General features: G+C 68.7%; 19 protein-coding genes. 7 read left to right on the plus strand and 12 right to left on the minus strand.

The genetic code is table 11. The features are described 5' to 3' along the window. Window positions 1-58: 58 nt before the first annotated feature. Window positions 59-739: a response regulator gene (locus DTA15_RS23305; RefSeq protein WP_006484260.1), complete on the minus strand. Its 681-nt coding sequence runs from the start codon at window positions 737-739 to the stop codon at window positions 59-61. Between the two features lie 127 nt (window positions 740-866). Further along, window positions 867-2,102: a multidrug effflux MFS transporter gene (locus tag DTA15_RS23310; protein WP_012493302.1), complete on the minus strand. Its 1,236-nt coding sequence runs from the start codon at window positions 2,100-2,102 to the stop codon at window positions 867-869. 101 nt (window positions 2,103-2,203) lie between these two features. Here DTA15_RS23310 and pdxR point away from each other — a divergent pair, with 101 nt between their 5' ends. From pdxR to DTA15_RS23335, 5 genes are all read left to right on the plus strand, one after another. Further along, window positions 2,204-3,682, plus strand: a complete 1,479-nt coding sequence (gene pdxR / locus DTA15_RS23315; RefSeq protein WP_012493301.1) for a MocR-like pyridoxine biosynthesis transcription factor PdxR — start codon at window positions 2,204-2,206, stop codon at window positions 3,680-3,682. Window positions 3,683-3,878: 196 nt separating this feature from the next. Then, window positions 3,879-4,979, plus strand: a complete 1,101-nt coding sequence (locus DTA15_RS23320; RefSeq protein ID WP_006490712.1) for an ABC transporter substrate-binding protein — start codon at window positions 3,879-3,881, stop codon at window positions 4,977-4,979. 107 nt (window positions 4,980-5,086) lie between these two features. Further along, window positions 5,087-6,859 carry an ABC transporter permease gene (locus DTA15_RS23325; RefSeq protein ID WP_006490713.1) on the plus strand — a complete coding sequence of 591 codons (1,773 nt, stop codon included), beginning with the start codon at window positions 5,087-5,089 and terminating at the stop codon, window positions 6,857-6,859. Further along, the gene (locus DTA15_RS23330; protein ID WP_006490708.1) at window positions 6,852-7,919 is read left to right on the plus strand and encodes an ABC transporter ATP-binding protein; all 1,068 of its coding nucleotides are present in this window, start codon (window positions 6,852-6,854) and stop codon (window positions 7,917-7,919) included. Before DTA15_RS23325 ends, DTA15_RS23330 begins: the two co-directional genes overlap by 8 nt. Before the next feature lie 154 nt (window positions 7,920-8,073). Beyond that, window positions 8,074-9,165 (plus strand): porin, encoded by a 1,092-nt coding sequence (locus tag DTA15_RS23335; RefSeq protein ID WP_006490700.1) that lies wholly within the window; start codon window positions 8,074-8,076, stop codon window positions 9,163-9,165. A 144-nt stretch (window positions 9,166-9,309) separates the two neighbouring features. Here the strand turns inward: DTA15_RS23335 and DTA15_RS23340 are convergent, their stop codons facing one another. Continuing rightward, a complete protein-coding gene (locus tag DTA15_RS23340) occupies window positions 9,310-10,272 on the minus strand; it encodes a quinone oxidoreductase family protein (RefSeq protein ID WP_006490703.1) in 963 nt (320 codons plus the stop codon). A gap of 30 nt (window positions 10,273-10,302) precedes the next feature. Then, window positions 10,303-10,554 (minus strand): hypothetical protein, encoded by a 252-nt coding sequence (locus DTA15_RS23345; RefSeq protein WP_006490702.1) that lies wholly within the window; start codon window positions 10,552-10,554, stop codon window positions 10,303-10,305. 95 nt (window positions 10,555-10,649) lie between these two features. Between DTA15_RS23345 and DTA15_RS23350 the strand changes: the two genes are divergently transcribed. After that, window positions 10,650-11,441, plus strand: coding sequence for an AraC family transcriptional regulator (locus DTA15_RS23350; RefSeq protein WP_006490701.1), 792 nt, complete (start codon window positions 10,650-10,652; stop codon window positions 11,439-11,441). Window positions 11,442-11,519: 78 nt separating this feature from the next. Here the strand turns inward: DTA15_RS23350 and hpaI are convergent, their stop codons facing one another. The 7 genes from hpaI to DTA15_RS23385 are packed head-to-tail and all read right to left on the minus strand — an operon-like array spanning window position 11,520 to window position 17,432. Beyond that, window positions 11,520-12,323: a 4-hydroxy-2-oxoheptanedioate aldolase gene (gene hpaI, locus DTA15_RS23355; RefSeq protein ID WP_006490706.1), complete on the minus strand. Its 804-nt coding sequence runs from the start codon at window positions 12,321-12,323 to the stop codon at window positions 11,520-11,522. Between the two features lie 12 nt (window positions 12,324-12,335). Then, entirely contained in the window at window positions 12,336-13,139 is an 804-nt protein-coding gene (hpaH, locus tag DTA15_RS23360; protein WP_006490710.1) for a 2-oxo-hept-4-ene-1,7-dioate hydratase, read from the minus strand. A 20-nt stretch (window positions 13,140-13,159) separates the two neighbouring features. Continuing rightward, window positions 13,160-13,552, minus strand: coding sequence for a 5-carboxymethyl-2-hydroxymuconate Delta-isomerase (locus DTA15_RS23365; protein WP_006490711.1), 393 nt, complete (start codon window positions 13,550-13,552; stop codon window positions 13,160-13,162). Window positions 13,553-13,596: 44 nt separating this feature from the next. After that, window positions 13,597-14,445, minus strand: a complete 849-nt coding sequence (hpaD, locus tag DTA15_RS23370; protein ID WP_006490699.1) for a 3,4-dihydroxyphenylacetate 2,3-dioxygenase — start codon at window positions 14,443-14,445, stop codon at window positions 13,597-13,599. A gap of 46 nt (window positions 14,446-14,491) precedes the next feature. Next, a complete protein-coding gene (gene hpaE / locus DTA15_RS23375) occupies window positions 14,492-15,955 on the minus strand; it encodes a 5-carboxymethyl-2-hydroxymuconate semialdehyde dehydrogenase (RefSeq protein ID WP_006490715.1) in 1,464 nt (487 codons plus the stop codon). A 26-nt stretch (window positions 15,956-15,981) separates the two neighbouring features. Continuing rightward, complete coding sequence (locus DTA15_RS23380; RefSeq protein WP_006490709.1) at window positions 15,982-16,746, minus strand: fumarylacetoacetate hydrolase family protein; 765 nt, start codon at window positions 16,744-16,746, stop codon at window positions 15,982-15,984. Then, the gene (locus DTA15_RS23385; protein ID WP_006490705.1) at window positions 16,743-17,432 is read right to left on the minus strand and encodes a fumarylacetoacetate hydrolase family protein; all 690 of its coding nucleotides are present in this window, start codon (window positions 17,430-17,432) and stop codon (window positions 16,743-16,745) included. The genes DTA15_RS23380 and DTA15_RS23385 overlap by 4 nt, the downstream gene beginning before the upstream one ends. Before the next feature lie 153 nt (window positions 17,433-17,585). Between DTA15_RS23385 and hpaR the strand changes: the two genes are divergently transcribed. Further along, a complete protein-coding gene (hpaR, locus tag DTA15_RS23390) occupies window positions 17,586-18,026 on the plus strand; it encodes a homoprotocatechuate degradation operon regulator HpaR (protein ID WP_006490704.1) in 441 nt (146 codons plus the stop codon). A 129-nt stretch (window positions 18,027-18,155) separates the two neighbouring features. Here the strand turns inward: hpaR and DTA15_RS23395 are convergent, their stop codons facing one another. After that, on the minus strand, window positions 18,156-19,367 hold the full coding sequence (locus tag DTA15_RS23395; RefSeq protein WP_006492943.1) for an SDR family oxidoreductase: 1,212 nt from the start codon (window positions 19,365-19,367) through the stop codon (window positions 18,156-18,158). Window positions 19,368-19,931: the final 564 nt, after the last annotated feature.

Consider the following 19,931-nt stretch of genomic DNA (forward strand, 5'->3'; position numbering starts at 1 on the left):
CCGAGGAACGCATGCGCTCCCTCGGGAGGCAGCGAATGACCGTGAGCGCGGGGGCCGCTCATTCAGCCGTCTCCGCCTTCGCTTCGAGCAGATAGCCCAGGCCGCGCAGCGTGACGATCGCGACGCCCGTGTTCTCCAGCTTCTTGCGCAACCGGTACACGTAGATCTCGATCGCGTCCGCGTTGACCGATTCGTCGAGCCCGAAGATCTTCTCCGACAGCGTGTCCTTGTTGATCGCGCGACCGTTACGCAGGATCAGCACCTCGAGCACCGAGCGCTCGCGCGGCGTGAGCGACAGCGGCTCGCCCGCGAGATGGAAGCTGCGGTCGATACTGTCGTACGAAAGCGGCCCGCATTCGACGCGCGAATGCTCATGACCGAGGCTGCGCCGGATCAGCGCGCGGGCGCGCGCCTCCAGTTCGGTCAGCTCGAACGGCTTCGCGAGGTAGTCGTCGGCGCCGAGATCGAGCCCCTTCACGCGGTCCTCGACCGACCCGTGCGCGGTGAGGATCAGCACCGGCACCGGATTGCGGCGCGCACGCAATCGCCGCAGCACCTCCAGCCCGTCGAGCTTCGGCAACCCGAGATCGAGGATCACCAGCGCGTAGTCCTGCGTGCGCAGCACGTGGTCCGCCGCCTCGCCGTCGGCCATGTGATCGACCGCGAAGCGCGCGGCGCTCAGCGCGTCGTTCAGCGACTGGGCCAGGTTCGGGTTGTCTTCGACGAGCAGCACACGCATGGGGGTTCCGGTAAGGTCAGCGAACAGCCCGCTACATTACATGATCCTTTCCGTCTCCACGCCTCGCGGAAACACGGGTTGCGCGGGTGTCGCGAACCCGCCGCGCGTGATGCCGGCCGGCTGCGCCTCAGCGTTCGGCCGCCGCACGGTTGCGCGCCACGATGCGCGCCTCGCCGGCCACGCCGCGCTCGCGAAAACCGGCCACCACCGCGACGAACGCGATGCTCGCGCCGGCCGTGACGACGATCATCGGGTGCGCGGTACCGTCCGACAGCCACACCAGCACGCCGCCGCACGCGGCCGTGATCGCCATCTGGATAAAGAAGAACAGCCCCGACGCGGTGCCGGCGATCTGCGTGTACGGCTGCATCACCGCGAACTGGCAGGCCGGAATCGCGATCCCGACCGCGATCATCACGACGAACATCGGCACGACGAGCGCCGTCACCGACGTCGGAGCGATCGCGCCGCCGACCCACAGCGCGGCGGCGCCGGCCAGATTGGCGACCGCCGCCGCCGCGATGACCGAATCGGCGGACCAGCGCGCGCTGGTCCGCGCGAACGCATTCGAGCCGATCAGGTAGCCGAGCACGGTCACGCCGAAGATCGCTGCATAGACCGGCCCGGACACGCCGATGTGCCGCTGGAACAGCGTCGACGATTCCGCGATGAACGGATAGTAGGTGCAGTAGGCAAAGCTGATCGCGAATGAATAGCGCAGGAAACGCCGGTCGCGCAGCAGGCCGGCGTAGGTCCGCAGCAGCCCGGCGCCGGCGGGCGGCCGCGCGTCGCGTTCACGGGTTTCAGGCAGGTAGCGCAGCACCATCGCGGTCGCGACCAGCCCGCCCGCCGCCAGCCAGCCGAACACGCCGCGCCAGCCGAGCCACTCGGCAATCGCGCTGCCGGCCAGCGGCGCGACCACCGGCGACAGCGCCATGCCGGCCGAAATATGCCCGAGCATCGTGGCCTGCGTCGCGGCCGGAAAGCGCTCGCGCACGATCACGCGGCCGATCACCGTGCCGCTGCAGCCGCCCAGCGCCTGGCACACGCGCGCGGCGATCAGCGCCGGGATGCTGGTCGACCATGCGCACGCGACGCTCGCGACGACGTACAGGCACAGGCCGCCGAGCAGCACCGGGCGTCGGCCGTAGCGGTCGGACAGCGGCCCCGACACCAGCATCGACAGCGCATAGCCGACCATGTAGAGGGTCAGCGTGAGTTGCAACTGCGCGTCGGTGCCGTGCAGCGCATCTGCCATCGCGGGCAGCGACGGCAGGTACGCATCGATCGTGACGCGCGGCAGGCACACGACGAGCATCAACAGGAACAGCCAGCCCCGGCGGGGTAGTGAGCGCGTCTTCATGCGGTAGGTCCGTGTGGGTCGGATGAGTGGGGTCGACAGCAATCTAAGGCGAAAGTGATATAAGCTGAAGGACCATTAAATCGCCCATTGACTGGACCACTATGCCGCGAGGCAAAGCCGCGATTCCGCTGGACCTGCCGCGCCCTGCCGGGCTGTCGGGCGGCAGCCCGCAGTCGAAGCAGGAATGCATCGCCGACACGATTCGCGACGCGATCCTGAAACGCCTGCTGCCGGGCGACAGCCCGCTGCCGTCGAGCCGGACGCTGGCCGCGCGCTGGGATGTCGCGCGCGGCACCGTCGAAGCGGCGTACGACATCCTGTGCGCCGAGGGTTACATCGCCCGTACGCAAGGGTCCGGCACGCGCGTGTGCGCGGTCGTGCCGGACAGCTATCTGCGCGCGACGGCTCAGTCGCGCGGCGGCGCCCCGCGCCCCATCCCGGCTTCGCCGGCGCCGGCCGCCCCGGCCGAGCCCGAGCACGGCGTGCGCCCCGGCGTCCCGTTCGTCGCGCGGCTCGCCGATCCCGGCCTGCTGCCGATGCAGCAATGGAAGAAGGCGCTCGGCGCCAGCCTGCTCGCCGCGACGGCGGACGATCTCGGCGCGACGCCGGCGCAAGGCGTCGAGGGCCTGCGCGCGGGAATCGCCGCGTACCTGCGGGAATACCGCGGCATCCCGTGCGGGGCCGCCGACATCGTCATCACGACCGGGATCCGCCACGCGATCGACCTCGTCGCACGCACGCTGCTCGCGCCCGGCTCGACGGTGCTGATGGAAGACCCCGGCTATGCGTCGGCGTGGCAGATCTTCACGTTCGCGGGCGCGACCGTGATCGACGTGCCGGTCGACCGGGAAGGAATCGATACCGCGTCGCTGGAGCGCCATCCCGATGCGCGCGCCGCGTACGTGACACCCGCCCATCAGGCGCCGCTCGGCGTCACGATGTCGGTCTCGCGCCGGCTCGAACTGCTCGACTGGGCGCAGCGCCACCGCACGTGGATCATCGAGGACGACTACGACGGCGAATTCAGCTACCAGACCGCCCCGCTGCCCGCGCTGAAATCGCTCGACGCGTGCGACCGCGTGATCTATTGCGGGTCGTTCAACAAGACGCTGTTTTCCGGGCTGCGCATCGGTTTCATGGTGGTGCCGGCGGCACTGCGGCCGGCGCTGTCCGCCGTCTGGCACGCGACCGCGCGCTCGGTCGGCGTCGCGCCCCAGCTGGCGCTGGCCCGCTTCATCGGCCACGGCGATTTCGCGAAGCACCTGCGCGCCGCCCGCCACGCGTACCGCCAGCGGCGCGACATCGTGCTCGACCAGTTGGCCAAACATGCCGGCGGCCGGTACACGGTGACCGGCGAGCACGCGGGCTTTCATTTCGTGCTGTGGCTGCCGCCCGGCCTCGACGACGCGGGCTGGGTCGCGCAAGCCCGCGCGGCCGGCATCGCGCTGCAGCCGATCCGCGGCTTCTGTCGAAGCGCCCGGTGCGAAGCGGGCGTCGTCGTCGGCTATGCCGCGCTGACGGCCGCGCACGCGCGGCATGGCGGCCGCGTCCTCGGCCAGTTGCTGGCCGCCTCCGCATAGCGCGCGACCACGCGCCGCGTCCTCCCCCTTCTCGCCCCGCCTCACGCCGCGCAACCCGCGGCGGCGGCCGCGTCGACCTCGGGAAATCCATGACACGGACGGCGCGATTGCGCATCGGAATGAAAGCAGGCTGAAAGTGCCCCGCAATTAACATCCGCGTCACTCGAACAAAACCCACGCATCACTGGAGGAAGACATGCCGTTTGCACCGAAGCAACTCGCCGCCGCGCTCGCGGTCGTTCTGGGCACTGCCGCCGGCAGCGCCGTCGCGCAGGTTCCGGCCGGCTACCCGGGGAACTACCAGGGCGTGATCGACGCCGCGAAGAAGGAAGGCAAGCTGATCGTCTACTCGACCACCGACACGGGCCTCGTGCGTCCGCTGATCAAGGACTTCGAAAGCCTGTACGGCGTGAAAGTCGAGTACAACGACATGAACAGCACCGAGCTGTACAACCGCTACATCAGCGAGAACGCAGCGAGCAGCACCAGCGCCGACGTGCTGTGGAGCTCGGCGATGGACCTGCAGGTCAAGCTCGTCAACGACGGCCTGATGGCGTCCTACGATTCGCCCGAAAGCCCGAACGTGCCGCAATGGGCGCAGTACCAGAAGCAGGCGTACGGCACGACGTTCGAACCGCTGGCGATCGTCTACAACAAGCGCCTGATCCCCGAGAACGAGGTGCCGAAGACCCGCGCCGACCTGATCAAGCTGCTCACCACGCAGGCCGACAAGTTCAAGGGCAAGGTCACGACCTACGACATCGAGAAATCGGGCGTCGGCTTCAACTACCTGACGCAGGACGCGCACGTGAACGAGAAGGTCACGTGGGAACTCGTGAAGGCGATCGGCGCGACCGGCCCGAAGCTGCAGTCGAGCACGGGCGCGATGATGGAGCGCATCTCGTCGGGCGAGAACCTGATCGGCTACAACATCATCGGGTCGTATGCGTACGCGAAGGCGAAGAAGGACAAGTCGATCGGCTACGTGTTTCCGAAGGACTACACGCAGGTCGTGAGCCGCCTCGCCACGGTATCGAAGAAGGCGAAGAACCCGAACGCCGCGAAGCTGTGGGTCGACTACCTGCTGTCGAAACGCGGCCAGACGCTGATCGCGAACCAGGCGAACCTGTACGCGATCCGCACGGACGTGAGCGGCGAAACGTCGGCCGCGAGCCTCACGAAGGAGCTCGGCGATTCGCTGAAGCCGATCCAGATCGGCACCGGTCTGCTCGTCTATCTCGACCAGTCGAAGCGCCTCGCGTTCCTGAAGCAATGGCAGCAGGCGATCAAGCGCTGATGCGCTGAGCCGCTGACCTCGGCCGCCCGCCGCACGTCGCGCGGGCGGCCCCTTCCCCTTACCGACTTCCTTGAGGCGGCCATCCGGATGGCCGCAGGGGCGAACTCATGCTTTCAACCAGCACCCGCGGCACGGCACCGGCCGTTCCGCCCGCCACCGGCCCGCGCGACGCGATTCCCGCGCTGCCGGTCAGCAGCCTGCAGCCGCTCGCCGGCATGCTGCGCTGGATCGTCGTCGCGGTCCTGACCGTCGCGGTCGCGCTGCCGCTCGGCTTCATCCTGTTCCAGAGCCTGCTGTCCGCGCCGTTCTTCGATGCGAACAAGACGCTCGGCATCGAAGGCTTCCGCTTCATCTTCAGCGATCCCGACTTCTGGTCGGCCGTGAAGAACTCGTTCATCATCGCCGGCGGGATGCTGTTCATCTCGATCCCGCTCGGCGGCATCCTCGCGTTCCTGATGGTGCGCACCGACCTGCCCGGCCGCCGCTGGCTCGAACCGCTGCTGCTCACGCCGGTGTTCGTGTCGCCGATGGTGCTCGCGTTCGGCTACGTGGTCGCGGCCGGCCCGGTCGGCTTCTACTCGGTGTGGTTCAAGGAACTGTTCGGGGTGCAGAACGTGCCCTGGAACGTGTATTCGATCTTCGCGATCACGGTGATCGTCGGCCTCACGCACGTGCCGCACGTGTACCTGTATTCGTCGGCCGCGCTGCGCAACCTCGGCTCGGACGTCGAGGAAGCCGCCCGCGTGACGGGCGCCCGCCCGTTCCGCGTCGCGCTCGACGTGAGCCTGCCGATGACGATGCCCGCGCTGCTGTTCGCCGGCGTGCTGGTGTTCTTCCTCGGCTTCGAGGTGTTCGGGCTGCCGCTCGTGCTCGGCGATCCGGAAGGCCACCTCGTGCTCGCGACCTACCTGTACAAGCTGACCAACAAGCTCGGCGTGCCGTCGTATCACCTGATGGCCGCGGTCGCGGTGTGCATCGTCGCGATCACGTTCCCGCTCGTGCTGCTGCAGCGCCGCCTGCTGAAGACCGCGAACCGCTTCGTCACCGTGAAGGGCAAGGCCGGCCGCGCGACGGTGCTGCCGCTCGGCGTGTGGCGCTGGGTCGCGCTCGCGATCGTCGCGCTGTGGCTGATGCTGACCGTGATCGTGCCGATCTCGGGCATCGTGCTGCGCGCGTTCGTGACCAACTGGGGCGAAGGCGTGCCGCTCGCCGACGTGCTGACGCTGTCGAACTTCATCGAACTGTTCGAGCAGGACAACCTGGTGCGCGCGATCGTCAACACGCTCGGCATCGGCGTGATCGGCGGCGCGCTCGCGATCGGCTTCTACTCGCTCGTCGCGTTCGCCGGCCACCGCCGCCCCGACTGGGCGACCAAGCTGCTCGACTACCTCGTGCTGCTGCCGCGCGCGGTGCCGGGTCTCCTCGCCGGTCTCGCGTTCCTGTGGATCTTCCTGTTCGTGCCCGGCCTGCGCGAGCTGAAGAACTCGATGTGGAGCATCTGGATCGCGTACACGGTCGTGTGGCTCGCGTACGGGATGCGGCTCATCCAGAGCGCGCTGCTGCAGGTCGGCCCCGAGCTCGAGGAAGCCGGCCGCAGCGTCGGCGCGACCCGCAGCCGCGTATCGCTCGACGTGACGCTGCCGCTCGTGCGCTTCGGCCTGCTCGCCGCTTGGCTCCTGATCTTCATGATCTTCGAGCGCGAATACTCGACGGCCGTCTACCTGCTGTCGCCCGGCACCGAAGTGATCGGCGCGCTGCTCGTGTCGCTGTGGGCGACCGGCGCCGTCGACCAGGTCGCCGCGCTCTCTGTCATCAACATCGCGATGGTCGGCGCCGGTCTCGGCGTGGCCCTGCGCTTCGGAGTGAAACTTCATGGATAAGCTCATCGTCGACGACCTGCATCTCAGCTACGGCGCCAACCCGATCCTCAAGGGCGTGTCGTTCGAACTGAAGGCCGGCGAAGTCGTGTGCCTGCTCGGCGCGTCGGGCAGCGGCAAGACCACGCTGCTGCGTGCGGTGGCCGGCCTCGAACAGCCGTCCGACGGCCGCATCCAGCTCGACGACCGCGTGTTCTTCGACGGCGCGCAGCGCATCGACCTGCCGGTCGAACAGCGCTCGCTCGGCCTCGTGTTCCAGTCGTACGCGCTGTGGCCGCACCGCACCGTCGCCGACAACGTCGGCTACGGGCTCAAGCTGCGCCGCGTCGCACCGGCCGAACAGAAGCGCCGCGTGCAGACCGCGCTCGACCAGCTCGGCCTCGGCCATCTCGCGGAACGCTTTCCGCATCAACTGTCGGGCGGCCAGCAGCAGCGTGTCGCGATCGCCCGCGCGCTCGTCTACAACCCACCCGTGATCCTGCTCGACGAGCCGCTGTCGAACCTCGACGCGAAGCTGCGCGAGGAGGCACGTGCGTGGCTGCGCGAGCTGATCGTGTCGCTCGGGCTGTCGGCCCTTTGCGTGACGCACGACCAGACCGAAGCGATGGCGATGTCCGACCGCATCCTGCTGTTGCGCAACGGCCGCATCGAGCAGGAAGGCACGCCGGCCGAGCTGTACGGCGCGCCGCGCTCGCTGTACACCGCCGAATTCATGGGCAGCAACAACCGGATCGACGCACGCGTCGCCGCGATCGACGGCGAATGCGTGACGCTCGCCGGCGACGGCTGGCAACTGCAGGCGCTTGCCCGTGACACGCTGGCACCCGGCCAGGGCGCCCAGGCCGTGATCCGCCTCGAACGCGTGCAGGTCGCCGACGGCCCGGGCGCGAACCGGCTGCAGGCCGACCTCGTCACGTCGATGTATCTCGGCGACCGCTGGGAGTACCTGTTCCATTGCGGCGAGATGCGCCTGCGTGCGTTCGGCCATGTGCCGCGCGCGCCCGGCAAGCACTGGATCGAATTCCCGACCAACGACTGCTGGGCGTTCGCGAAAGCGGGCTGACCCGGGCGCGGCGGCTCGCCTGCCGCCGCGCATGTCGCGCGCCTCGCGCCACGCAACGGCCTTCCGTCCGGCGGACGCTTCCCGGCGTCCGCCGCGGGCGGTCGCGCGCCGTATCCGTTTCACCCAACCCACAAGAACCAAGGAGACACCGCCAATGAAGTCATGCGCACACCGTTCCCTTCGCGCCGCCGTCCTGACCGGGTCGGCCGCCGTGGCCGGCCTCGCGGCAGGCGCCGCGCACGCGCAGTCGTCGGTCACGATGTACGGGATCATGGACGCCGGCATCGAATTCACGAACCATGCGGCGCCGCAAGGCGGCAATTCGGTCAAGCTCAAGTCGGGCAACAAGAACACGTCGCGCTGGGGCCTGCGCGGCGTCGAGGATCTCGGCGGCGGGCTGAAGGCCGTGTTCCGCCTCGAAAGCGGGATCGACCTCGCGAACGGCGCGTCCGACGACGGCCCGGACTCGATCTTCGCGCGCCGCGCGACGGTCGGCCTGAAAGGCAAATGGGGCGAACTGTCGCTCGGCCGCAACTTCACCGTCACTTACGACTACATGCTGCCGTTCGACCCGATGGGTTACGCGCAGAACTACTCGTGGGCGACCTCGTCGATGGCGACCGGCGGCCGCAAGGACGGCCTGTTCACGCGCTCGTCGAACGCGGTGCGCTACGACGGCGAATTCAGCGGCTTCAAGTTCGGCGCGCTGTACGGTTTCGGCAACGTGCCGGGCAGCATGAAGACCAGCTCGAAATACGATTTCGCGGTCGGCTACGAGACGGGGCCGTTCGCCGCCGTCGTCACGTTCGACCGGCAAAACGGCGCGGCCGACAGCGTCACGCCGGCCGATACCGTCAACTACATCCAGGGCATCCATGCGGGCCTGAGCTACGACTTCGGCAACCTGAAAACGATGGCCGGCTATCGCAACTATCGGCGCACGTTCCACACCACGGCCGCGAACCAGTTGAGCGACATGTATTGGCTCGGCGGGTCGTACCAGTTCACGCCGACGTTCTCGCTGATCGCGGCCGTCTATCACCAGAACATCAAGGGCGGCACGGACGCCGACCCGACGCTGGTGTCGGTGCGCGCGAACTACGCGCTGTCGAAGCGGACGGTGCTGTATGCGGCCGGCGCGTTCGCGATCGCGAAACACGACCAGAAGGTCGGCGTGTCGCGCGATTTCGCCGGGTATGGCACCACGCAGGTCGGGGTCACGGCGGGGATTCAGCAGCGGTTTTGAAGCTGACGCGACGAGCGGCAGCGGGTGATCGGCCGCCCCGACTGCTTTCACGTTACGCGCGGCGGCATGACGGCGAATGGCCCGATGCCGCCGCGCAATCCAACGCTCACGCTAGATCCGGCCCGCCACGTGGCGATCCGCCGCTCACTCGCCACGCATCGTGAACACCGGACGCACGACGCTGCTCGAATCGCCCCAGTGTTCGCCGACGGCCGACAGCGGCACCGTGCGCGTGTCGATCGCGAGTCCTGCCTCCCCGGCCGCTTCGAATACGCCGCGCACCGACGCCAGCAAGCGCGGCAACGGCACGCTGCCCAAGCCGCTGCCCATCAGCTCGATCGCGGTCGCGCGCAGCACGGCGCCCGGCAACAGCACATCCGCGCCGCTGATCGAGCCGATCTCCACGAAACGCAGCCGCCGGCCGCCGGGCGTCGCCTTCGCGGCGACAACCAGCAGCGTCTGCGCGCTGGCGCCCCACAGATAATCGAGCACGACGTCCACGCCCGCGCGGAAATGCGGTTCGAGCGCCCGCGCCAGATGCACGTCGTCCTGCTGCAGCGACACCGCCGCGTCCGCGCCGGCACTCAGCAACGCCTGCAACGCGGCCGCGTTGCGGCCCGTCGCGATCACCTTCGCCGCGCCGAGATGCTTCGCGATCCGCACCGCGAGCCGCCCCGACGTGCCCGTTGCGCCATTGACGAGCACCGTCTCGCCCGCGACGAACCTCGCGCGTTCGGTCAGCGCCGCCCACGACGACATCCCGGGAATCGCGATCGCCGCGGCCGTGACATCGTCGAGCGCGTCCGGCAGTGGCACGCACTGCGTATCCGGCGCGATCGTGCGTTCGGCCATCGCACCGAACGGCGCGGGCGCACCGAAGAAGTAGACGCGCCGGCCATCATCGAGACGCCCCACGCCGTCGACACCCACAACGAACGGATAAGCGCCAACGGAGGAATAATGCGTACCCGCCGCACGCCCCTGCGCGATGCGGCTCAGCGCGGACGCCGTCACGTCGATCAGGCTGTGGCCCGGCATCGCACTCGGCGGTTCGAACTCCGTATAAACCGGACGCTGTCCGGCGCCTTCGACGACTGCTGCTTTCATGGTGATTCCTTCGATTCTGGAGGGTGGGCCTTACCGGGCATCGAGCCATGCGCGCAGCGCGGGATCGCGTACTTCCAGCACGTCGAACAGGCCGAGCGCACGCAGCGCGGGCAACGCATCGATCGCGTCGGCCTCCGCACGCGCCCGCTCGGCCGGGGCAGCGTTCGGGTCGATCAATACACGCGCGTTGACCAGAAACGCGCCGACGGTCCCCTTGCGGATCGTCGTTCCGCCGGCATCGATCCGGTCGGCATGGTCGGGAAGCATCTGTTCGGCTCGCATCGCGTCGTACTCCGGTTGTCATCGATGGACGCAGTGTAGGCGTGCGAATCCGGCCGATCTCCGGTATAACAGCCATTCGATACCGATATCCGGCCATGTCCGATCCACTCCTGCCCGCCCGCTTCGTCACGTCCGACGACGGCCCGTTCGTGGTCGCCGCCGTCCTGTCGCAACGCGACCCGCGCATCACCGCGCCGCATTCGCATGCGCGCGGCCAGCTCGTCGGCGCGCTGAGCGGGCTCGTGACGATCGGCCTCGACGACCAGGAGTGGGTCGTGCCGGCGATTCATGCAATCTGGATTCCGCCGCATTGCCGGCATTCGTTGCGTTCGTTCGGGCCGATTGCCGGCTGGTCGGCGTTCGTCGCCGAAGCCCGCTGCGCAGCGCTGCCGGCGACGCCGCGCGCGATCCGCACGACGCCGCTGCTGCGCGAAGCCGTGCAGCGCGCGGCGAGCTGGGGCGATTCCGATCTGAATGCCGCGCAGACGCGGATCGCCGACGTGATCCTCGATGAAATCGCGGCGTCGGAAGCCGAGGCGCTGGGGCTGGTCCGGCCGCGGGACCCGCGGCTCGTGAAGATCACCGATGCGCTGGCCGCGGATCTCGCGAACGACCGGCGGCTGGAGGAATGGGCCGAATGGGCCGGCATCGGCGCGCGGACGATGAGCCGCCGCTTCGTCGCCGAGACGGGGCTGACGTTCGCGCAGTGGCGTCAGCAGGCCAGGCTGCTGCGGGCGCTGGAGCGCATTGCCGACGGCGTGCCGGTGACGACGATCGCGCTCGATCTCGGGTACGACAACGTGAGCGCGTTCATCGACATGTTCCGGCGCGCGCTGGGGACGACGCCGGGAAGGTACCTGGAGGCGGGACGGCAAGCACCGGGATAAGTACGGCCGCCATGCGCGGGCATGACGCCGCGCGACGAACGGCCGGCGCCCGGCACGGGAAAACCGCCCGCCGCTGCATCAATACGTGCCGTCGCCCTGCTTCGCGGCGCCGCCGCTCCCCTTGAACTGCGCGGCGAGCCGCTCCGCGCTCCGTGCCAGCAGCGTCGTATCGACGCCGACCGCGACGAACGACGCGCCCGCTTCCAGATAGCGCCGCGCGGCTGCTTCATCCGCGCTCAGGATGCCCGGCGCCTTGCCGGCCGCCTTGATCGCGCGGATCGCGCCGTCGATCGCGGTCTGCACGTCCGGGTGCCCCGGATGGCCGAGATGGCCGAGATCGGCCGCAAGATCAGCCGGCCCGATGAACACGCCATCGACGCCGTCGACCCGCGCGATCGCATCGATCGCCTCCAGCCCCGCGCGCGTCTCGACCTGCACGAGCACGGCCATCTCGTCGTTCGCGCGATGCAGGTACTCGCCGACGCGATTCCACCGCGATGCGCGCGCCAGCGCACTGCCGACACCGCGAATCCCGTGCGGCGGGTAACGGGTCGCCGCCACCGCCGCGCGCGCCTCGTCCGCGCTCTGCACCATCGGCACGAGCAGCGTCTGCGCGCCGAGATCGAGCACCTGCTTGACGATCACCGGATCGTTCCACGGCACGCGCACGACCGGATGCGACGGATACGGCGCGATCGCCTGCAGTTGCGCGAGGATCGTCGGCACCGTGTTCGGCGCATGTTCGCCGTCGATCAGCAGCCAGTCGAAACCGGCGCCCGCGACCACTTCGGCGCTGTACGGATTCGCGAGACCGAGCCACAAACCGATCTGCGCGTCGCCGCGCGCGAGCGCGGCCTTGAAGACATTCGACGGAATCTGCATCGTTCGCTCACCTCACTCGAAATAGCACTGGATCGTCCCGAGCGGGCCGTAGTCGACGCTGAACGTATCGCCCGAGCGCGCCGCGCACGGCCGCGTAAACGACCCGCCGAGCACGATCTGCCCCGGCTCCAGCGCGACGTCGAAGCGCGACAGCCGGTTCGCGAGCCACGCGACGCCGTTCGCCGGATGGTTCAGCACGCCGGCTGCCACGCCGGTTTCCTCGACCACGCCGTTGCGCGACATGATCGCCGCGACCCAGCGCAAATCGACGTCCTGCGGGCGCACCGGCCGGCCGCCGATCACGACGCCCGCGTTCGCCGCGTTGTCGGCGATCGTGTCGAACACCTTGCGCGGCCGCTGGGTGTCGGGGTCGATCGACTGGCTGCGCGCGTCGATGATCTCGAGCGCGGGCACCACGTAGTCAACCGCGTCGTACACGTCGAAGATCGTGCAGTTCGGGCCGGTGAGCCGCTTGCCGAGCACGAACGCGAGCTCGACCTCGACGCGCGGCACGATGAAGCGGCCGGTCGGGATCGTGCCGCCGTCCGCGAAGAACATGTCGTCGAGCAGCGCGCCGTAGTCGGGCTCGTCGATCTGCGACGAACTCTGCATCGCCTTCGACGTGAGGCCGATCTTGTGTCCCTTCAGCGTGCGGCCTTCCGCGAGCTTGAGGGTTACCCACGCGCGCTGGATCGCATAGGCGTCGTCGATCGTGATGTCGGGATGGTCGAGCGAAATCTGGCGGATCTGCGTGCGTGCGCGCTCGGCGTCGTGCAGACGGTGCGCGAGCTGGTCGATGAGGGCGGGTTCGAGCATGGTCGGATCGGGAATGGGGTTCAGCCGGCCCGCTTGTAGCGGGCGTGAATGTTGTTGTGCTTGTACGAGCCGCTTTCGCTGAACTCGGTCAGTTCCATCGACAGCGCGAGATAGCGTTTCGCGTACAGCTCGGCGAAATGGGCCTTGATCGCGTCGAACAGCGCGTCGCACGCGGCTTTTTTCTGCGCATCGGTGCGGCCCGAGCCGATCTTCAGCATCACGTGGACGAACGCGTCGTCCTCCGTGCCGTCGGCGACGCAGTAGTCGTGCAGCTCGATCGCGCGCGACCGGATGCCGCCGGTCGGGAACACGCCGCCCTGCGCGATCAGCGTCGCGTTGATCGTGCGCAGCAGCGCGGGAATGCGAGCGTCGTCGCGGATGTTCGCGGTGTATTCGACGACGATGTGTGGCATGGCAACTCTCCGGTCGGATTCGAGGGCGTGGCGGGCGGCAACGCTCAGGGCAGCGGGAAGATCGCGTTGATCTGCCCGGTGCCCGAGCTCGCGAAATAGTCGGTGACGATCTCGACGGGCCGGTCGTAACGATCCCAGCCGAGCAGCCCGAGCAGCATCGCGGTGTCGTGCATGCCGCCTTCGCCGTGGCAATGCGTGTTGTACTCGGGCAGCATCGCGCAGAAGGTCTTGAAATCGCCCTGCTTCCACAGCTCGACCACGCGCAGGTCGACCTGCCGGAAGAATTCGCGACTGATCTGATGGATCGATTCCTCGGGGCTGCCGTTGTCGTTGAAGCGGTGCGACAGCGAGCCGCTCGCGAGGAACGCGACGTTCGAATCGCTCTTCTCGATCGCTTCGAGCAGCGCCTCGCCGAAGCGCCGGCTTTCGTCGAGCGTGTGCCACATGCACCAGCCGGCGATCGACACGACCTTGAAATGCTGGTCGCCGTTCATGTAGCGCATCGGCACGAGCGTGCCGTATTCGAGTTCGAGGCTGTCGATCTCGTGTGCGCGCGTCGCGACGCCGCGCTCGGTGGCCGTTTCCGCGATCAGCCGGCCAAGCGCCGGGTTGCCCGGATACGCGTACTGCATGTCGCGGATGAAATGCGGCAGCTCGTTGCTCGTATAGGTGCCCGCGAACCGCGCATTGCAGTTCACGTGATAGCCCGCGTTGACGAGCCAGTGCACGTCCGACACGACGATCGTGTCGACGCCGAGCGCGCGGCAACGCTCGCCGATCAGCTGGTGGCCGCGGATCGCCGCTTCACGGCAGCCGTGATGCTTGCCGGGCAATTCCGACAGGTACATCGACGGCACGTGCGTGATTTTCGCGGCGAGGGACAGTCTGCCCATCGTTCAAGTCTCCCTATCGTTCTTGCGACAACACGGCCGGCGCCCGTCACACGCCCCAGCGCGGGACGTGATGCGAACCCATCGAAATGCACACGTTCTTGATCTCGGCGAACACCTCGAAACTGTACTCGCCGCCCTCGCGCCCGGTACCCGATTCCTTCACGCCGCCGAACGGCTGGCGCAGGTCGCGCACGTTCTGGCTGTTGACGAACACCATCCCGGCCTCGATGCCGCGCGCGAGGCGATGCACCTTGCCGACGTCCTGCGTCCAGATGTACGACGCGAGGCCGTACGCCGTGTCGTTCGCAAGCCGCAGCCCGTCGTCTTCGTCGTCGAACGGGATGATGCACGCGACCGGCCCGAAGATCTCCTCCTGCGCGATGCGCATCCGGTTGTCGACGTCGGCGAACACGGTCGGCCGCACGAAGTTGCCGTTGCGCAGATGGTCGGGCAGCCCGGCCGGCTTGTCCGCGCCGCCGGCAACCACGCGCGCGCCTTCCTGCTCGCCGATGCGGATGTAGCCCGTCACCTTTTCCCAGTGCTGGCGCGTGATCATCGCGCCGAGATTCGTGCCCGGATCGGCCGGATCGCCGACCACCAGGTTGTTCGCGCGGCGCGCGAATTCCTGCACGAAGCGGTCGTAGATCGTGCGTTGCACGAAGATCCGCGAGCCGGCGGTGCAGCGTTCGCCGTTGATCGAGAAGATCGTGAACAGCGACGCGTCGAGCGCGCGATCGAAATCGGCGTCGTCGAAAATGAGCACCGGCGACTTGCCGCCGAGCTCCATCGAATACTTCTTGAGGCCCGCGCGTTCCATGATCCGCTTGCCGGTGACCGTACCGCCGGTAAACGACACCGCGCGCACGTCCGGATGCCGCACGAGCGCATCGCCGGCCGTCGCGCCGTAACCCTGCACAACGTTCAGCACGCCGGGCGGGATGCCGGCTTCGAGTGCGAGCCGGCCGAGCTGGTCGGCCGTCAGCGGCGACAGCTCCGACATCTTCAGCACGGCCGTGTTGCCGAGCGCGAGGCACGGCGCCGTCTTCCACGTGGCCGTCATGAACGGCACGTTCCACGGCGACACCAGCGCACATACGCCGACCGGCTGGTACAGCGTGTAGTTGAGCATCTGGTCGTCGACCGGATAGGTGCGCCCGTTCATCTGCACGCACACTTCCGCGAAGAAGTTGAAGTTCTCGGACGCGCGCGGAATCAGCTGCTTGCTCGTCTGCGCGATCGGCAGGCCGGTGTCCTGCGTCTCCAGCGCGGCGAGCATCGGCACGTTCTTCTCGATCAGCTCGCCGAGCTTGCGCATCAGCTTTGCGCGCTCCTTGGCCGGTGTGTTCGCCCATTTCGGGAACGCTTCCTTCGCGGCGCGCACGGCCGCGTCGACCTCGGTCTCGCCGCCCGACGCGACGTCGGTGATGACTTCACCCGTCGCCGGGTTCAGCGTCGTGAAGGTTTCGCGGCTCTCCACTTCGCGGCCGCCGATCCAGTGCTTGATGGTCATGTGCTCTCCTTCCTTGGGCGACGGCCTCAGCCGGCGCGATAGTAGTCCGCTTCGCCGACGATCGTGTTCACGAGCCGGCCGATCCCTTCGATTTCGGTCACGACTTCGTCGCCCGGCTGCGTGTTCGCCAGCCCCTCGGGCGTGCCGGTCAGGATCAGGTCGCCCGGCGAAAGCGTCATGAAGCTGCTGATGTGCTCGATCAGCGCCGGCACGTCGAACACCATGTCGCGAGTGCTGCCGCGCTGCGTCTCCCGGCCGTTCACCGTCGTGCGCAGCATCAGGTCGCCCGCGTCGCCGATCTCGTCGCGGCTGACGAACCACGGCCCGAGCGGCGTGCAGGTGTCGCGGTTCTTCACGCGCAGGTTCGGGCGGTAGTAGTTTTCGAGATAGTCGCGGATCGCGTAGTCGTTCGCGACCGTATAGCCGGCCACGTAGTCGATCGCCTGCGCGCGGCTCACGCGGCGCGCCGGGCGGCCGATCACGACGGCCAGTTCGCACTCGTAATGCATGTGCGTGGCGTCCGCCGGGCGCACGGTGAGCGACCGGTGGCCAACGAACGTGTTCGGCCCCTTCAGGAAAATCAGCGGCTCGGTCGGTGCATTGAACGCGAGTTCCTTCGCGTGGTCGGCGTAGTTCAGGCCGAGCGCGAAGGTCGTGCGCGGCGCGACGGGCGGCAACCACGCCACCGCGTCCTCGGCCACCACTCGCCCCGTATCCAGGCGGATCGCGCCGTCGCCGGCCGGTTCGGCCGCATGCAGTGCGCCGTTGTAGATCACGCGAGCCGTCTTCATCGTGCTCCCTCCGCCATCAGCGTATGCCGCAACGTGCCGATGCCGGCCGCGGCGATCTCGATCGTGCTGCCCGCGCGGGCATGCGGTGCGCCGCCCGCGACGCCGAGCAACAGCACGTCGCCCGCGTCGAACGACATGAACGCCGTCACGTCGGCGATCAGCGCGCGCACCGGGCGAATCAGCGTCGCGGTCGACGCGGACGCGGCCACCTCGCCGTCGATCCGCACCGTCAGGCCGATCGCGTCGACGTCGGCGAGCGCGGCGGCCGGCACGATCGCCGGGCCGAGCGGGCAGAAACCGTCACGGCACTTGAAGCGCACGGCCGGCCGGTAGTAGTCGGGATGCGGCACCGACACGTCGCTCGCGAGCGTGAAGCCGTGCACGTAGTCGAGCGCCTGCGCGGCCGCCACGCGCGTCGCGCGCCGGGCGAACACGACGGCCACCGACGCGCCGATCTCCAGCGCGTCGACGCCGGCCGGCACGACGACGGCGGCGCCGTCGGCCGCATGCGTGTTGGCGGATTTGATGTACAGGATCGGCGCCTGCGGCGGGCGGCCGTAAGGCGGCGCATTCACGGCGTCGCCGAGCGCGTCGAGCGCCGCGCGCTCGTTGAGCAGCGCCCCGTAGACGGTACCGATGGCGACCGGCAACGGCGGCGCCGCGGCGGTCGTGCAAGACAGCTCCATGCGTCATTCCCCTGCCGCGCGTCGCGGCGCATCGTCAATAGTTAATATCTTAAGTAAACAATCGTGCGCTGGCAACCTCGATTACCCTGATAGGCGAAATTCATCAGCTTCGGCTGTTAAGATTGATGCGTCCCCGTCCTCTGCTCTCCCCCGATGAACCGTACGCTCGACCATCGCAACCTGGCCATGCTGCTGCTCGAGGCTCGCGAAACGCTGATGGGTTTGTTTCGCCCCATTCTCAAGGAATTCTCGCTGACCGAACAGCAATGGCGGATCATCCGCGTGCTCGACGGCGAACCGGCGCAGGCGCTCGAAGCCGGTCAGATCGCGAAACGCTGCTGCATCCTGAGCCCGAGCCTGACCGGCGTGCTGGAACGGATGGAGCGCGACGGCCTGATCACGCGCACGCGTGCGCAGGAGGATCAGCGCCGGCTGCTGGTCAGCCTGACGCCGCAAAGCAGGAAACTGGTGACGGAAATCGGTCCGCGCATCGACGAGCAATATCGTCAGCTCGAGTCGCGGTTCGGCCAGGACGGCCTCGAAGATATCTACCGCGCGCTCGACCGGCTCATCGAGCTCGGCAGCCACGCGTAAAAACGGCGCCCGCGCCGCGATCGGCAGGAACGGGCGCCGGTGTGGCGCGGGCGGTCGAGCGGGCTTGCGCCGGCCCCACGAATGCACTTTTCCAGACAGGGAAACGTGCGTTGTTCGCGTGAACGTGCCCTAATGGATCGCGCCGCGCATCAGCTCGGTCACGGCCACGCCGCGCGACGTGCGCATGCACTCCTCGACGTAATCGATGAACGGCAACGGCTCGAAATCGATTTCGTCGCGCACGCGGCGATTGTCGAACACGCGATCGACCGTCGCGAATTCCCCGCAGCGCTGCAGCGCCCGGCCGATCACGCGCTCGAGCGCCGGATCGGGGCGCCCGAGCACGTCGCGCACCACGAGCGGCAGCTCGGCCGGCGCGCACGCCGCGTAGCGCGGCGCCCCGGTCATCCCCGCCGCCTCGTCCATCGCGCGCACGATCTGCGCGACCTGCGGCGCCTCGTCGCCGGCCGACACGTGATAGACGTCGTGCGCGAGCGTCGGCTTGACGGCCAGCAGCATCGTCGCGCGCGCCACGTCGTCCACCGACACGATGTCGATGCGCGTCATCGGCCGCGCGGTGAAGCGGCGCGCCGCGTGCGCGAGCCGGAACATCCAGAACGAATTCGGCGCGGGCCGCGTCCCGAGCACCGTGTGGCCGACCACGTGCGACGGCCGCACGACGACGAGCGGCAGCCCGAGCGCGCGCAGGCGCTGCTCCGTTTCCGCCTTCGCGTGCAGGTAGTCGGCCGCGAGCACCGCGCCCGGCAGCCCGTCGTCGCCCGGCGCGGCGTCGTTCCCCGCGTCGCGCTCCGCCTCCTCCTGCACGATTCCGCCGCGGCCCGCATGCGCGTAGGCCGTGCCGACGTACACGAAGCGCTGCAGGCGCGGCGCGCGCGCAAAGCGTTCGGCAAAGTGCACCGCATCGGCGATGTCGGCCCGCAGATGCGCGCCGTCGGCCGGCGACGCGTGGCCCGCGCAGTGAATCACGTGCGTCGCGCCGGCCAGGCGCGGTGCATCGGCGCCGTGCCACACGTCGCCAAGCGCGCCGACGATCACGTTCGCATCGGTCAGGCGCGACGCCCAGTACGGCGCAAGCCCCGCGCGCAACGCCGCTTCACGCAGCCGCGCGACCGCATGGCCGCGGTCCTGCGCACGCACGACGCAGACGATGCGTTCGAGCAGCCCTGCATTGACGAGCGCCGTCAGCACGGTACTGCCGATGAAGCCGGTGGCGCCGGTCAGCACCAGCCGTCCGACGTTCGCCGCCGCGACCGGTGCGCTGGCCGGCGACACGAGGCTCGTCCGCCAGTTGAGCGACAACGCGGTTTTCCAGATCAGCACGATAGTCTCCTTCGAAGAGTCGGCCGGGCGGCGCGGTGCCCGCGGTTGCGGGCGGCGCACGGCTCACCGGCCGGGCCGGGGCTGACGCGCGCCCCGGCGGCTCCCGATCGGGCGTGCGGCCTGCGATCGCGTCGATCGCGCTCTGGCACGAGGTGGCGGCAGCCGACGCGGACGGGCGTCCGCGGCACAGGATCGGGAAGGTCCCAGTGTGGGGCCCGAACGCATGCAAGTCTGTCCCGAAAGTTTCGTGAAAGTGTGCCGATTTGTACGCGATTGTCGGAGTGTGTCGTGCCGGCCGCCGCGTCAACACGCTGAAACGTTCGCTCGGGCCGCGTCCGGGCGGTGCCGGATCGCACTCCCGCGGCGGTTTCGGCGGCGGCCGGCGGCATTGTCATCCCATGTCTGGACCGCCGCGCGTCTTCGCATGGACACCGCGATCGCCGGTGTCCCCCGCGTGTGCTGACGCCTCGGGAATGACCATGAATCGTCAGACGTCGTTTCATCTGAAACCGAAATAGACCCAATACGGATTTATTGCGGATTATCACTTGCGTTTCACACCAG

Source organism: Burkholderia cenocepacia, from assembly GCF_900446215.1.
Taxonomy (GTDB): Bacteria; Pseudomonadota; Gammaproteobacteria; order Burkholderiales; family Burkholderiaceae; genus Burkholderia; species Burkholderia cenocepacia.

What these genes read in the sequence shown, in the direction of transcription:
- DTA15_RS23305 (WP_006484260.1), bottom strand. Translation starts at nt 739, where the DNA reads ATGCGTGTGCTGCTCGTCGAAGACAACCCGAACCTGGCCCAGTCGCTG.
- DTA15_RS23310 (WP_012493302.1), bottom strand. Translation starts at nt 2,102, where the DNA reads ATGAAGACGCGCTCACTACCCCGCCGGGGCTGGCTGTTCCTGTTGATG.
- pdxR (WP_012493301.1), top strand. Translation starts at nt 2,204, where the DNA reads ATGCCGCGAGGCAAAGCCGCGATTCCGCTGGACCTGCCGCGCCCTGCC.
- DTA15_RS23320 (WP_006490712.1), top strand. Translation starts at nt 3,879, where the DNA reads ATGCCGTTTGCACCGAAGCAACTCGCCGCCGCGCTCGCGGTCGTTCTG.
- DTA15_RS23325 (WP_006490713.1), top strand. Translation starts at nt 5,087, where the DNA reads ATGCTTTCAACCAGCACCCGCGGCACGGCACCGGCCGTTCCGCCCGCC.
- DTA15_RS23330 (WP_006490708.1), top strand. Translation starts at nt 6,852, where the DNA reads ATGGATAAGCTCATCGTCGACGACCTGCATCTCAGCTACGGCGCCAAC.
- DTA15_RS23335 (WP_006490700.1), top strand. Translation starts at nt 8,074, where the DNA reads ATGAAGTCATGCGCACACCGTTCCCTTCGCGCCGCCGTCCTGACCGGG.
- DTA15_RS23340 (WP_006490703.1), bottom strand. Translation starts at nt 10,272, where the DNA reads ATGAAAGCAGCAGTCGTCGAAGGCGCCGGACAGCGTCCGGTTTATACG.
- DTA15_RS23345 (WP_006490702.1), bottom strand. Translation starts at nt 10,554, where the DNA reads ATGCGAGCCGAACAGATGCTTCCCGACCATGCCGACCGGATCGATGCC.
- DTA15_RS23350 (WP_006490701.1), top strand. Translation starts at nt 10,650, where the DNA reads ATGTCCGATCCACTCCTGCCCGCCCGCTTCGTCACGTCCGACGACGGC.
- hpaI (WP_006490706.1), bottom strand. Translation starts at nt 12,323, where the DNA reads ATGCAGATTCCGTCGAATGTCTTCAAGGCCGCGCTCGCGCGCGGCGAC.
- hpaH (WP_006490710.1), bottom strand. Translation starts at nt 13,139, where the DNA reads ATGCTCGAACCCGCCCTCATCGACCAGCTCGCGCACCGTCTGCACGAC.
- DTA15_RS23365 (WP_006490711.1), bottom strand. Translation starts at nt 13,552, where the DNA reads ATGCCACACATCGTCGTCGAATACACCGCGAACATCCGCGACGACGCT.
- hpaD (WP_006490699.1), bottom strand. Translation starts at nt 14,445, where the DNA reads ATGGGCAGACTGTCCCTCGCCGCGAAAATCACGCACGTGCCGTCGATG.
- hpaE (WP_006490715.1), bottom strand. Translation starts at nt 15,955, where the DNA reads ATGACCATCAAGCACTGGATCGGCGGCCGCGAAGTGGAGAGCCGCGAA.
- DTA15_RS23380 (WP_006490709.1), bottom strand. Translation starts at nt 16,746, where the DNA reads ATGAAGACGGCTCGCGTGATCTACAACGGCGCACTGCATGCGGCCGAA.
- DTA15_RS23385 (WP_006490705.1), bottom strand. Translation starts at nt 17,432, where the DNA reads ATGGAGCTGTCTTGCACGACCGCCGCGGCGCCGCCGTTGCCGGTCGCC.
- hpaR (WP_006490704.1), top strand. Translation starts at nt 17,586, where the DNA reads ATGAACCGTACGCTCGACCATCGCAACCTGGCCATGCTGCTGCTCGAG.